Source organism: Mycolicibacterium wolinskyi (assembly GCF_002101965.1).
GTDB classification, from domain to species: domain Bacteria; phylum Actinomycetota; class Actinomycetes; order Mycobacteriales; family Mycobacteriaceae; genus Mycobacterium; species Mycobacterium wolinskyi.
On the sequence record NZ_LQQA01000016.1, the window covers coordinates 12,297 to 25,665 of the forward strand.

The following is a 13,369-nucleotide window of genomic DNA, read 5'->3' on the forward strand; positions in this document are numbered from 1 at the left end:
CCGCTTGCGCGAAGAGAGACAGCACCGATGAGTCTGCTCGGTGGCTACGAGTCGGGCGCCGGCCTCAACCACCACGAGGCCGATGCGCCCAAACGCATCCCGGTGCCCTCGCTGCTGCGATCCCTGCTGTCCGATCATCTCGATCCCGGATATGCCGCTGCCGCGGCCGAGCGGGAGTCCACGGGGCGGGCGCGGCCCCGGGTTCGGGAGTGGGGCTGGCAGATCCTGGCGGCACTGGCGATCGCCACGGTGTTCGCAGTGGCCGCCGCGCAGGCACAGACCGCGGCGCCGGCCGCCCGCGAGGCCCAGCACGCGCTGGCCGGGCGGGTGCGCGCCGCCGAGGCCGGCGCCGATAAGGCCAGTGCCGAACGCGGCGCGCTCGTCGACCAGGTCGACGCCGAGCGCCGGGCCCGGCTCGGCATGGACGAGGACGGCCAGCAGCTGCTGTCGAGCCTGGACACTGCGAACATCGCCGCGGCGGCGGTCCCGATGATCGGTCCGGGACTCACTGTGACGGTGACCGATCCCGGTGTCTCCAAGGATCTCAGCGACGTGTCGAAACAGCGCGTGGCGGGCAGCCAGCAGGTCATCCTCGACCGGGATCTGCAATTGGTGGTCAATTCGCTGTGGGCAAGCGGTGCCGAGGCGATTTCGGTAGGCGGCGTGCGCGTCGGCGCCGGGGTCACCATTCGACAGGCCGGCGGCGGGATTCTGGTCGACAATCAACCGATCACAAGTCCATATGTCATCGTGGCCATCGGCCCGCCGAACGGGATGTCGGATGCGTTCGACCGCAGTCCCGGGCTGCAGCGCCTGCGCCTGCTCGAGACCTCGTACGGCGTCGGGGTGAACGTCAGCGCCGGGGACGGGCTCGATGTGCCCGCGGTCGGCGTACGAGATGTCAACTTCGCCAAGCAGATTGGATAACAGTGGGTAGCACAGGATTGATCGGCTAGATGATCGGGATCGCCGCACTCGTCGTCGGAATCGTGCTGGGGCTGGTGTTTCACCCCAGCGTGCCGGAGTTCGTCGAGCCGTACCTGCCGATCGCCGTGGTTGCCGCGCTGGACGCGGTGTTCGGCGGTCTGCGTGCCTATCTGGAGCGGATCTTCGACTCCAAGGTGTTCGTCGTGTCGTTCGTCTTCAACGTCCTGGTGGCCGCCCTGATCGTGTACGTGGGAGATCAGCTCGGGGTGGGTACCCAGTTGTCCACCGCGATCATCGTGGTGCTCGGTATCCGCATCTTCGGAAACGCCGCCGCGTTGCGGCGCAGGCTGTTCGGCGCATGACATGACTGAATCCGATCCCGATCAGAAATGGGCCGCAGAGCGGCCGCCGGACCATCACGCCGGTGGGCCGGCAGACCATCACGCCGGTGGGCCGGCAGAGCATCACGGCCGACACGAGATGCCCGACGACGTGTCGCCGCGGCGGTTCCGTAATCTGCGCGTCTTCCGGCGCACCCGCTCACAGCTGATGTTCGGTGCGTTGGGGGTGCTGTTGTGCGTACTGCTCGGTGTGGCGATCGTCACTCAGGTGCGACAGAACGAGTCCGGTGACTCACTGGAGACCGCACGCCCGGCCGATCTGCTGACGCTGCTGGATTCGCTGCAGCAGCGTGAGGCTTCGCTGAACACCGAGGTCGCCGACCTGCAGCGGACCCTGCAGCAATTGCAGGCGTCCGGCAGTAGCGATCAAGCCGCGATCGAGAACGCGCAGGACCGGTTGGCGGCGTTGTCCATCCAGATCGGCACGGTCGGGGCGACCGGGCCCGGGGTGACGCTGACCATAGAAGACAACGGGCCGGGCGTCGCGGCCGAGATCATGCTCGATGTCATCAACGAACTGCGGGCCGCGGGCGCCGAAGCGATCGAGATCCGCGATCAGCAAACGGCGGTGCGCGTCGGGGTCGACACCTGGATCGTCGGCGCCCCCGGCGAACTGACGGTCGACAACGTCCTGTTGCGTCCGCCGTATTCGGTTCTTGCCATTGGCGATCCGCCCACGCTCGCGGCGGCGATGAACATACCCGGCGGGGCGATGGACAGTGTGAAGCGGGTGGGCGGCACGATGGTGGTACAACAGGCCGAGCGTGTCGACGTCACCGCCTTGCGGCAACCGAAACCGCGCCAATACTCTCAGCCCGTCAAGTGATTGCCCGTTAATCTGACCACCGACCCTGACCCGCAAGGAGCGTCGTGAGCGAGATCCCAGCCGACCTGTACTACACCTCCGAACACGAGTGGGTGTTGCGCACCGGTGACGACACGGTCCGCGTCGGAATCACCGACTACGCCCAGTCGGCGCTGGGCGATGTGGTGTTCGTGCAACTGCCCGACGTGGGTGCCGACTTCGCGGCCGGTGACGCGTTCGGTGAGGTCGAGTCCACCAAGTCGGTGTCGGACCTCTATGCCCCGGTCACCGCGAAAGTCGTTGCGGTCAACGGGGATCTGGACGGCAGCCCGCAGCTGGTGAATTCCGATCCGTACGGTGAGGGCTGGCTGGTCGATCTGCGGCTGGAGGAGGGTGCCGTCGAAGACGCCCTAACCGGTTTGCTGGACGCCGACGGCTACCGCGCGGTCGTGACCGAATGAGGGATTGTTAGGGTTTCGGGGCCGGTTCGATGACCGGATCGACCATGCCCGGCGCGCAGATATCTACCCCATCGGATCCGGCGGTGGTGGATACAGCGACGCCTGTTGCGCGGTACGGTCGACGTGAGACCGGCGAGGGCTGCGGCCCCGCCGGGCAACGCCACAGCAGCCAGTGAGGAGCAGCGGGTGACGGACAAAGACAGCAATCTGGGGGCTGATCAGACGTCGGAAGATGTAACGGTGGAGACCACGTCGGTCTTCCGTGCGGACTTCCTGAACGAACTGGATGCCCCCGCCGCGGCGGGAACCGAGGGCGCCGTATCCGGCGTCGAGGGCCTGCCGTCGGGGTCGGCTTTGCTTGTCGTCAAGCGCGGACCGAATGCGGGGTCGCGTTTCCTTCTCGACCAGCCGACCACGTCGGCCGGGCGGCACCCGGACAGCGACATCTTCCTCGACGACGTCACCGTCAGCCGCCGCCACGCGGAGTTCCGGCTGGAGAGCGGTGAATTCCAGGTGGTGGACGTCGGCAGCCTCAACGGCACCTACGTCAACCGCGAGCCGGTCGATTCCGCGGTGCTGGCCAACGGCGACGAGGTGCAGATCGGCAAGTTCCGCCTGGTGTTCCTGACCGGCCCCAAGTCCGACGACGACAGCGGCACGACCGCCTAGCCGAAATGACTGCCCCCGACAGACCTGCACTGGCCGGGATGTCGATCGGCGCGGTATTGGACCTGCTGCGAGGCGACTTTCCGGATGTGACCATCTCCAAGATCCGGTTCCTTGAGGCCGAGGGACTGGTCACGCCGGAGCGCACCGCGTCGGGTTACCGGCGGTTCACCGCCTACGACTGCGCCCGGCTGCGGTTCATCCTGACCGCGCAGCGAGACCAGTACCTGCCGCTGAAGGTGATCAAGGCACAGCTGGACGCGCAACCGGACGGTGAGCTGCCGCAGGCCGGATCCGCTTATGCCGTACCGCGTTTGGTCACGGTCGCCGGCGAGACCGACGGCGACGGCACGCCGGGCGTGTCGGCGGTGGCGCCGACCCAGGTGCGGCTGTCCCGGGAAGATCTGCTGGCCCGATCGGGCATCGACGAGGAGTTGTTGGGCGCCCTCGTCAAGAACGGCGTCATCACCACCGGGCCCGCCGGCCTGTTCGACGAGCATTCGGTGGTGATCGCCCAATGCGCGAGAGCACTGGCCGACTACGGGGTGGAGCCCCGGCATCTGCGGGCCTTCCGTTCGGCCGCCGACCGGCAGTCGGACCTCATCGCCCAGATCGCCGGACCGGTGGTCAAGGCGGACAAGGCGGGCGCCAGGGACCGGGCCGACGATTTGGCCCGCGAAGTGGCGGCGCTGGCGATCACGTTGCACACGTCGCTGATCAAGTCGGCCGTACGCGACGTTCTGGATCGCTGAGGATTAGACTCGTTTTGACGGCTACTTCGTCAAGGTCAGGTCCGCTTCGGATGAATCACGGACGAAACAGCACAGCGGTGCGGAGGGTAGGCACAGATGGCTGAGGTTCGGGTTGTCGGCATTCGCGTGGAGCAGCCGCAGAACCAGCCGGTGCTGCTGCTTCGCGAGTCCAATGGTGACCGTTACCTGCCGATTTGGATCGGCCAGTCGGAGGCCGCCGCGATCGCGCTGGAACAGCAGGGCGTCGAGCCCGCCCGGCCGTTGACGCACGACCTGATCCGAGATCTCATTGCCGCGCTGGGGCATTCGCTCAAAGAGGTGCGCATCGTCGACCTGCAGGAAGGCACGTTCTACGCCGACCTGATCTTCGACCGCGACATCAAGGTGTCGGCCCGGCCGTCGGACTCGGTGGCGATCGCCCTGCGGGTCGGCGTGCCGATCTACGTCGAGGAGGCAGTGCTGGCCGAGGCCGGGCTGCTGATCCCCGACGAGAACGACGAGGAAGCGGCAGGCACCGTCCGCGAGGACGAGGTCGAGAAGTTCAAGGAGTTCCTCGACAGCGTGTCGCCGGACGATTTCAAGGCGACATGAGCTCGCCCCGCGTCGCTGAGCCGGCTGTGCCGGTTGAGGTCACGGATACGTCTCAACTGGCCTCATCGGTGTCGACACGCGGCGCGGGAGTCATTCAACGGGGAATCCGGCAGCCATACTTTGGTTGCAGCGAGCAGTCATGGCTCGACGGGAAGCGTATGCTCGACACACTCGGGCTTGTAGCAAACCGCCGCAGTGCAGGTCGTTGCGGTAGACCGCGGGCGAGTTCGAACGGCGAGAGGATTCACAGTGGGTGACACGCCACGGCAGGAAGAGCTGGATCTGACCACCGGAAGTGGGGCGGAGCCGCCCGTCAGGGTGTCCAGCGAACCTGTTCAAGCCGGGTTGTTCCCCGATGACTCCGTGCCGGACGAACTCGTCGGCTACCGCGGCCCGAGCGCGTGCCAGATCGCCGGCATCACCTACCGGCAACTCGACTACTGGGCCCGCACCTCGCTCGTGGTGCCCTCGATCCGGGGCGCGGCCGGTTCGGGCAGCCAGCGGCTGTACTCCTTCAAGGACATCCTCGTCCTCAAGATCGTCAAGCGCCTGCTGGACACCGGGATCTCCCTGCACAACATCCGCGTCGCGGTCGATCACCTGCGTCAGCGCGGTGTCCAGGATCTGGCCAACATCACCCTGTTCTCCGACGGCACCACGGTGTACGAATGCACGTCGGCAGAAGAGGTCGTCGACCTCCTGCAGGGCGGTCAGGGCGTGTTCGGCATCGCGGTGTCGGGTGCCATGCGCGAGTTGACCGGCGCGATCGCCGACTTCCCCGGCGAGCGTGCCGACGGCGGCGAGTCGATCGCGACCCCCGAGGACGAACTGGCCTCGCGGCGCAAGAGCCGCGATCGCAAGATCGGCTGAGCCCGCGCAAACTCTCTGAGCGGTAACGCTTCCGGCGTTGCGGCCGACGTTTCCCGCTCTGAGCGGGCGGACCGGTAGAATCAGCAGCGCATCGCCCTTGTGCGGGAGAGTTCCGTGATCGCCAGTCACGGACGCCGAAGGAGCAACACCTCTCCGTCAACCTCTCAGGCACCCAGGACCGCGCCAGGCCCCGATGCCTCTGGAAAGCGGTGCCGTTGTGGCGCCCGCCCATGGGGAAAGGCCCACGACCTGGGCCGAATCTCTCAGGCGCCCGTGCGGGTCGACGACAGAGGGAGAGGGACGGTAGTACGTCTCGTACGTCTACGCCTCGATCAGGGGAGAGATCTTGTCCGACCAGCATCTGCCGCGTTTTGTCGATCGTCACATCGGTCCGGACGCCTCCGCCGTCGCCACCATGCTCGACGTGATCGGTGTCAGCTCCCTCGACGAGCTGGCCGAGAAGGCGCTGCCCGCAGGCATCCTCGACGGCCTCGACGGCGAGGGGCGCGCACCCGGGCTCGCGCAGCTACCTGCGGCGGCCACCGAGGAACAGGCGCTGGCCGAGCTGCGTGGGCTCGCGGACTCCAACACCATCGCGGTGTCGATGATCGGCCAAGGCTATTTCGACACGCTGACGCCGCCGGTGCTGCGACGCAACATCCTCGAGAACCCGGCCTGGTACACCGCTTACACCCCGTACCAGCCGGAGATCAGCCAGGGCCGGCTGGAGGCCCTGCTCAACTTCCAGACCATGGTGTCGGACCTGACCGGGCTCGAGGTGGCGAACGCCTCGATGCTCGACGAGGGCACCGCCGCGGCCGAGGCCATGACCCTGATGCACCGCGCCGTGAAGGGCCCGGCGAACCGCCTCGCCGTCGACGTGGACGTCTACGCCCAGACGGCAGCGGTGCTCGCCACGCGGGCACAACCGCTCGGCATCGAGATCGTCACCGCCGACCTCCGCGAGGGACTGCCCGACGGTGAGTTCTTCGGCGTGATCGTGCAATTGCCCGGCGCGAGCGGACGCGTGGACGACTGGTCGGGTCTGATCAGCGCGGCGCACGAACGTGGTGCCCTGGTCGCCGTCGGCGCCGACCTGCTGGCATTGACCGTGATCACCCCGCCCGGCGAGATCGGGGCCGACGTCGCCTTCGGCACGAGTCAACGGTTCGGTGTGCCAATGGGATTCGGCGGACCGCACGCCGGGTATCTGGCCGTGCACGCAAAGCATGCCCGTCAGTTGCCGGGCCGCCTGGTCGGCGTGTCCGTGGATGGCGACGGGGCACCGGCATATCGACTGGCGTTGCAGACCCGCGAGCAGCACATCCGCCGCGACAAGGCCACCAGCAACATCTGTACTGCCCAGGTACTGCTCGCGGTGACGGCCGCGATGTATGCCAGCTACCACGGTGCGGAGGGGCTCACGGCCATCGCGCGCCGTGTCCACGGTCATGCCGAGGCGATCGCGGCGGCACTGGGCGATGCGCTCGTGCACGACAAGTACTTCGACACCGTGCTCGCGAACGTCCCCGGACGCGCCGACGAGGTGATCGCGGCCGCAAAAGCCAAGGGCATCAACCTGTGGCGCGTCGACGCCGACCATGTCTCGGTGTCGTGCGACGAAGCGACGACCGATGACCACGTCGCCGCGGTGCTCGACGCGTTCGGCGTCAGCGCCGCCGAACCGCGCTGCGCCGGCATCGTCACGCGTACGTCGGAGTTCCTCACCCATCCGGCGTTCACCCGCTACCGCACCGAGACCGAGATGATGCGCTACCTGCGGTCGCTGGCGGACAAGGACATCGCCTTGGACCGCAGCATGATTCCGCTCGGCTCGTGCACCATGAAGCTCAACGCCGCGGCCGAGATGGAACCCATCACCTGGCCGGAGTTCGCTCGTCAACACCCGTTCGCGCCGGCATCCGACAATCCGGGCCTGCGCAAGCTGATCGCCGATCTGCAGACCTGGCTGAGTGGCATCACGGGATACGACGAGGTGTCACTGCAGCCCAACGCCGGCTCGCAGGGGGAGTACGCCGGGCTGCTGGCGATCAAGGCCTACCACGATGCCCGCGGCGATCACGCCCGCGACCTGTGCCTGATCCCGTCGAGCGCACATGGCACCAACGCGGCCTCGGCGGCGCTGGCCGGTATGCGCGTCGTCGTGGTCGCGTGCCGGTCGAACGGCGACGTCGATCTCGACGATCTGCGGGCCAAGGTGGCCGAGCACGCGGATCGCATTGCGGCACTGATGATCACGTATCCGTCCACGCACGGCGTGTACGAACACGACGTCGCCGAGATCTGCGCCGCCGTGCACGACGCGGGCGGCCAGGTCTACGTCGACGGTGCGAACCTGAACGCGCTCGTCGGGCTCGCCCGCCCGGGCCGCTTCGGTGGCGACGTCAGCCATCTGAACCTGCACAAGACGTTCTGCATCCCGCACGGCGGTGGCGGCCCCGGAGTCGGGCCGGTCGCGGTGCGGTCGCACCTGGCGCCGTATCTGCCCGGCCATCCGCTGGCCGACGAACTACCCGACGAGCACACCGTGTCGTCCGCGCCGTACGGATCGGCCTCGATCCTGCCGATCACCTGGGCCTACATCAGGATGATGGGTGCCGACGGGCTGCGCGCGGCGTCGCTGACCGCGATCACGTCGGCCAACTATGTCGCCCGCCGCCTCGACGAGTACTACCCGGTGCTCTACACCGGCGAGAACGGCATGGTCGCCCACGAGTGCATCCTGGATCTGCGCGCCATCACCAAGTCCACCGGCGTGACGGTCGACGACGTGGCAAAGCGCTTGGCGGACTACGGTTTCCACGCTCCGACCATGAGTTTCCCGGTCGCGGGCACGCTCATGGTTGAGCCAACGGAAAGCGAGAGCCTCGCCGAGGTCGACGCGTTCTGCGACGCGATGATCGCGATCCGCGCCGAGATCGACCGCGTCGGCTCGGGCGAGTGGCCGGCGGAGGACAACCCGCTGCGCAACGCCCCGCACACGGCCGAATGCCTTCTGGTGTCGGACTGGGATCACCCCTACACCCGCGAGCAGGCCGCCTACCCGCTGGGCAAGGGCTTCCGGCCGAAGGTGTGGCCGCCGGTGCGCCGCATCGACGGAGCCTACGGCGACCGCAATCTCGTGTGCTCGTGCCCGCCCGTCGAGGCGTTCGCGTAGCGACGGCTGTTTCCGGCCTACCTCGTCTGTTGTGCCGAGGTAGGCCGGAACGCGTCTGCGGAAGCGGTCAGCCCAGCAGGGTAGTGATCGCGGTGGTCAGTTCGGGCGACGCCGAGCTGGCCACGTTCTGGTAGCTGCCGCCGCTGATCTGGGCGACGGCCTCCCACGTGGCACGGTCGGAGTCGCCGCCGAAGTCGATGACGTTCACCGCGACCGGACGAGCCTGTTCGAACGCGCCGCGCACGAACTCCTGCAGCCCCGCACCGTCCAGGCTCTGGTCGGTGTGTGGGCCGGTGGTGATCACCAGGATCGAATTGGCCCGGCCGTCTTTGTAATTCGCCATCGCCTCGTTGTAGACAAGCCGCAGCGTGGTGAACGAAACCGCCCCGCCACTCGACGCGGACTGATCGTCGAGGGTCGAGCTGAGCACCTGTGACCGCGCGCGCCCGCTGACGGGTTCGGCCAGCGGTCCTAGCGACACCTCGGAGCGTCCCTCGGTGCCGTCGAACGTCCACAGGCCCACCTCGGATGTCGCGGGCAGTGCCTTGAGCCGGCTGTTGAGTGCCGCGACGACGTTCGCCAGCCGGGATTTGCCGCCTTCCTCGGTCGGCATCGACTGGTCGAGCATGATCGTCACGGCCGGGCTCTCGGCGGGGGCGGCCGTCGCGTTGGCCAGCGTGACGCGCATCGAGTTGTCGCTGACCGACAGCGGCGCGGCGAGCGGCCCGAAGTCGGTGACATCGCTGGAGGGCGGCGTGGTGCCCTCGGCCCGGAAGCCGGCCTTGGCGAGTTCGCCCAGTTGCTCGGGCTTGCGCAGGTAGCGGGCGAATTCACTGGCGGCGGTGACCTGTTCCTGCTCGAGCCAGTCACCGGCCAGCAGCACGGCGGGGTAATCGGCGACGGCCGTCGGCCCGTCCGGCACCCAGCCGGCCAACGAGTCCTTGGCGTCGCCGAGAGTCGCGGCATGCGTGAACAACTGCTGCTCGGTGGTGGCCACCGCGTGGACCGGAGCGGCCGCGGGATCGGACGCGTTGAGCATCGCGTCGAAGGCGGTCCCCAGTTCACCGTCGTCGAGTTTGGGTTGTCCGCCCAGGAGGGTGTTGACCCCGCTCATGCCTGCCGTCGGGGGTGACCCGGGCGGGGCGGACTCCGTCGCGACGGCTTCGGCGGCCAGATACGCCGCATCGCCGTTGTTGCGGTTGGGCAGGGCCAGTTTCAGCGTTCCCCAGCCCGGCAGCCGCAGCCCGTTCATCGCGGCCGGGTTGCTCTGCAGTTCCGGCAGCTTCGCCCAGTTCTGCCGGCCGAGAGCGTCTTTGAGCTGAGGGGAGACGGCGAGCAGAACCGGTGAGGTGACCAGTGACCGGCTGTCACTGACGGTCTCGGCGCCCGCGGTGGCTTCGAGCCGGGCCGCGGCGATACTGCTCGACGGAATCCACAACGCAGGTCGGTCACCGAGTTCGCTCGGCCAGGTGTTCGCGAAACCGCTCACCACCCGGTCGGATTCGGCCGATTGCACCCGTACCTTGACGCAGCGGTCACCGACCGGGCTCGCCGATTCGTTGTACTTGTTGGCCAAGGTTTCGACGTGCGACGAGATGGTCGGATCGGCGATCACGGCCACGCCGAGTTCACCGGCGACACAGCGTGCCGCCGCGGCGTCGCTGCGATCCGACAGGACGTCGCCGAAGAACTTCCACAGGATCACCCCGGCGACCACCGCCACGACGGTGACGAGGGCCGCGATCACCCCGACGCTGACACCGCGGCGTCCCGACGCCACCGCTCGGTGGCTACCCGTCCATTCGCCGTCCCAGTCGCCGCCACGTGCCCGGCGGGACGGCGTGGATGGCGGAGGTGGTGGTCCGGCCGCACTCAGCTTCGCGGTCGGAGCGTCGCGGTCGTCGTCTTCGGGGTAGCCGTCGGCATACTCGTCGGCATACTCATTGGCGTAATCATCGCCGTACTCGTCGGCATAGTCGTCGGTGTAGTCCGAATCCGAGTAATCCGGGTAGTCGGAGTCGCCGCCCGAATAATCGTCGGCGTCATCGGCGTCATCGGCGTACCGGTGCGGGCGGCGCCCGGGTTCAGGACGGTACCCACGATCGCTCGGATACTCGGGCTGCGGCGGCTGGTAGCCGCGATCCTCCCGATAGCCGGGATCGGGTCGATGCCCCGCCTCCCGTTCGTACCCATGGTCGGGTTCGTCGGCCTGCGGATACTCCGAACGCCCGTAGTCGGACGGACCGTAGCCGCCCCGGTCGTAGTCGGATTCGTACCCGGGCTCGCGGTACGACTCGTGACGGCCCGGCGTTTCGTACCCGGCGTCGTGGCCGGGCCCGAAATCGGGCTCGTCCGCGGAGTCTTCGGGGTCGGGAATGCTGTGCCTACCCATTCCTAACCCCTCGACTCGTCACTCATCCGGCCCCGCCGAAGTCTAATCACTGGGCAGCGGTGCTCGCTTTGAACTCGCGGCGGCGCCGGTGCAGGATCGGCTCGGTGTAGCCGTTGGGCTGCTCGGTGCCGGACAGGATCAGCTCCTGCGCCGCGGCGAAGGCGATGCTGGCCTCCGGGTTGGGCGCCATCGGCAGGTAGGCGGGATCCTTCGAGTTCTGTTCGTCGACCACCGCGGCCATCCGGCGCAGGCTCGCCTTGACGTCCTCGGCAGTTATGACGCCGTGGCGCAGCCAGTTCGCCAGCAGCTGGCTCGAAATACGCAGCGTGGCGCGGTCTTCCATCAGTGCGACGTCGTGGATGTCGGGCACCTTCGAGCAGCCGACGCCTGCGTCGATCCAGCGCACCACGTAGCCGAGGATCGACTGGCAGTTGTTGTCGACCTCCTCGTGGATCTCTTCCGGCGACCACGTCAGCGACGAGTCGGCGAGCGGGATCGTCAGCAGATCTTCGAGCTTGCCGCGCTTCTTGCCGGTCAGCTCCTTCTGCACCGCGAACACGTCCACCTGGTGGTAGTGCATCGCGTGCAGGGTCGCCGCGGTCGGCGACGGCACCCACGCCGTGGTGGCACCGGCCTTGGGCTGTCCGATCTTCTGTTCGACCATGTCGGCCATCAGGTCGGTCATGGCCCACATGCCCTTGCCGATCTGGGCCTTGCCGGACAAGCCGGCCGCCAGACCCACATCGACGTTGGCGTCCTCGTACGCCTTGATCCACGGCTGGCTCTTCATGGTGCCCTTGCGCACCATCGGGCCCGCCTCCATCGAGGTGTGGATCTCGTCGCCGGTGCGGTCCAGGAATCCGGTGTTGATGAAGACCACGCGGTCGGCGGCGGCTTTGATGCACGCCTTGAGGTTGACCGTGGTGCGGCGTTCCTCGTCCATGATGCCGACCTTGAGGGTGGCCTCGGGCAGCCCGAGCACGTCTTCGACGCGGCTGAACAGCTCACATGTGAACGCCACCTCGTCGGGCCCGTGCATCTTGGGCTTGACGATGTACACCGAGCCGGTGCGGCTGTTGCGCAACGGGCCGTTGGCCCCGTCGTTGTCCGCGCCGTCCTTCAAGCCGTGCATCGCGATCAGGCTCGTGAACAGCGCGTCCTGGATGCCTTCGAACACCTCGTTCCCGTCGGCGTCGACGATCGCGTCGTTGGTCATGAGGTGACCGACGTTGCGCACGAACAGCAGGCTGCGGCCGGGCAGCGTGAGCTCACCCTCGCCGTCCGGTGTCGTGAAGGTGCGGTCCTCGTTGAGGACGCGGGTGAACGTCTTGTCACCCTTGCTGACCTCTTCGGACAGATCGCCGCGGTTCAGGCCCAGCCAGTTGCGGTAGCCCAGCACCTTGTCGTCGGCGTCGACCGCGGCGACCGAGTCCTCGAAGTCCATGATCGTGGTGATCGCGGACTCCAGCACGACGTCCTTGATGCCCGCGGCGTCGGTGGCGCCGACGGGGGAGTCGGGGTCGATCAGGATCTCGATGTGCAGGCCGTGGTTGCGCAGTAGCACCGACCACTGGGGCTTGCCGAGCTCACCGGTGTAGCCGACGAATTGCTCGGGCGTCGCGAGCCCGCTCGACAGGTCGTCGCCGTAGGTCACGAGCAACTGTCCGTCGTCGATCTTGAGGCCGGTCGCCTCGCTCCACGAACCGGCCGCGAGCGGCACGGCCTCGTCGAGGAACTTGCGGGCGTAGGCGATCACCTTGTCGCCACGCACAGTGTTGTATCCGCCGTCAGTACCCGGCCGTACCTTCTCCGCGCCGTCCTCCTCAGAGATGACGTCGGTGCCGTACAGCGCGTCGTACAGCGAGCCCCACCGCGCGTTGGCGGCGTTGAGCGCGAACCGGGCGTTGAGGATCGGCACCACGAGCTGCGGGCCCGCGGTGGTGGTGATCTCGTCGTCGACACCGGCCGTGGTGATCGTGAAGTCGTCGGGCTCGGGCAGCAGGTAGCCGATATCGGTGAGGAACTGCTTGTAGGCAGCCGGGTCGACCGGTTCGAGCACGTGCGAGCGGTGCCACTTGTCGATCTGGGCCTGCAGTTCGTCGCGACGGGCCAGCAGGTCCTGGTTCTGCGGGGTGAGGTCGGCGACCACCTTGTCCACGCCGGACCAGAAGGTGTCGGGGTCGATGCCGGTTCCGGGCAGCGCCTCATTCGTGATGAAGTCGTGCAACACGCGCGCGACGCGCAGATTTCCGACCGTCACACGATCGCTGGTCATGCTTTCCTCCCTCGGCTCCAGACACCGCGCGGCGCCTGCCGTTTATCCAGC

At 67.7% G+C, this 13,369-nt stretch carries 11 protein-coding genes and 1 riboswitch; of the genes, 9 read left to right on the forward strand and 2 right to left on the reverse strand.

From position 1 onward, the window contains the following. Positions 1 to 27 precede the first annotated feature (27 nt). The 9 genes from AWC31_RS18310 to gcvP all read left to right on the forward strand — a co-directional run bounded on the left by AWC31_RS18310 (position 28) and on the right by gcvP (position 8,651). On the forward strand, positions 28 to 927 hold the full coding sequence (locus AWC31_RS18310) for a DUF881 domain-containing protein (RefSeq protein WP_085145539.1): 900 nt from the start codon (positions 28 to 30) through the stop codon (positions 925 to 927). 29 nt (positions 928 to 956) lie between these two features. Further along, complete coding sequence (locus AWC31_RS18315) at positions 957 to 1,289, forward strand: small basic family protein (protein WP_036439818.1); 333 nt, start codon at positions 957 to 959, stop codon at positions 1,287 to 1,289. Between the two features lie 118 nt (positions 1,290 to 1,407). Continuing rightward, entirely contained in the window at positions 1,408 to 2,154 is a 747-nt protein-coding gene (locus AWC31_RS18320) for a DUF881 domain-containing protein (RefSeq protein WP_085145560.1), read from the forward strand. A 44-nt stretch (positions 2,155 to 2,198) separates the two neighbouring features. After that, complete coding sequence (gcvH, locus tag AWC31_RS18325; RefSeq protein ID WP_085145540.1) at positions 2,199 to 2,594, forward strand: glycine cleavage system protein GcvH; 396 nt, start codon at positions 2,199 to 2,201, stop codon at positions 2,592 to 2,594. 186 nt (positions 2,595 to 2,780) lie between these two features. After that, positions 2,781 to 3,263 carry a glycogen accumulation regulator GarA gene (gene garA, locus AWC31_RS18330; protein WP_085145541.1) on the forward strand — a complete coding sequence of 161 codons (483 nt, stop codon included), beginning with the start codon at positions 2,781 to 2,783 and terminating at the stop codon, positions 3,261 to 3,263. Between the two features lie 5 nt (positions 3,264 to 3,268). Continuing rightward, on the forward strand, positions 3,269 to 4,012 hold the full coding sequence (ftsR, locus tag AWC31_RS18335) for a transcriptional regulator FtsR (protein WP_085145542.1): 744 nt from the start codon (positions 3,269 to 3,271) through the stop codon (positions 4,010 to 4,012). 96 nt (positions 4,013 to 4,108) lie between these two features. Next, a complete protein-coding gene (locus AWC31_RS18340) occupies positions 4,109 to 4,603 on the forward strand; it encodes a bifunctional nuclease family protein (RefSeq protein ID WP_036439829.1) in 495 nt (164 codons plus the stop codon). Between the two features lie 249 nt (positions 4,604 to 4,852). After that, complete coding sequence (locus AWC31_RS18345; RefSeq protein ID WP_067851881.1) at positions 4,853 to 5,473, forward strand: MerR family transcriptional regulator; 621 nt, start codon at positions 4,853 to 4,855, stop codon at positions 5,471 to 5,473. 92 nt (positions 5,474 to 5,565) lie between these two features. Beyond that, a riboswitch (glycine riboswitch) is annotated at positions 5,566 to 5,664 on the forward strand. Positions 5,665 to 5,819: 155 nt separating this feature from the next. Beyond that, entirely contained in the window at positions 5,820 to 8,651 is a 2,832-nt protein-coding gene (gene gcvP, locus AWC31_RS18350) for an aminomethyl-transferring glycine dehydrogenase (RefSeq protein ID WP_085145543.1), read from the forward strand. Between the two features lie 67 nt (positions 8,652 to 8,718). Here the strand turns inward: gcvP and AWC31_RS18355 are convergent, their stop codons facing one another. Then, positions 8,719 to 11,043 (reverse strand): substrate-binding domain-containing protein, encoded by a 2,325-nt coding sequence (locus AWC31_RS18355; protein ID WP_085145544.1) that lies wholly within the window; start codon positions 11,041 to 11,043, stop codon positions 8,719 to 8,721. A gap of 46 nt (positions 11,044 to 11,089) precedes the next feature. Further along, complete coding sequence (locus tag AWC31_RS18360) at positions 11,090 to 13,318, reverse strand: malate synthase G (protein WP_085145545.1); 2,229 nt, start codon at positions 13,316 to 13,318, stop codon at positions 11,090 to 11,092. Positions 13,319 to 13,369 lie beyond the last annotated feature (51 nt).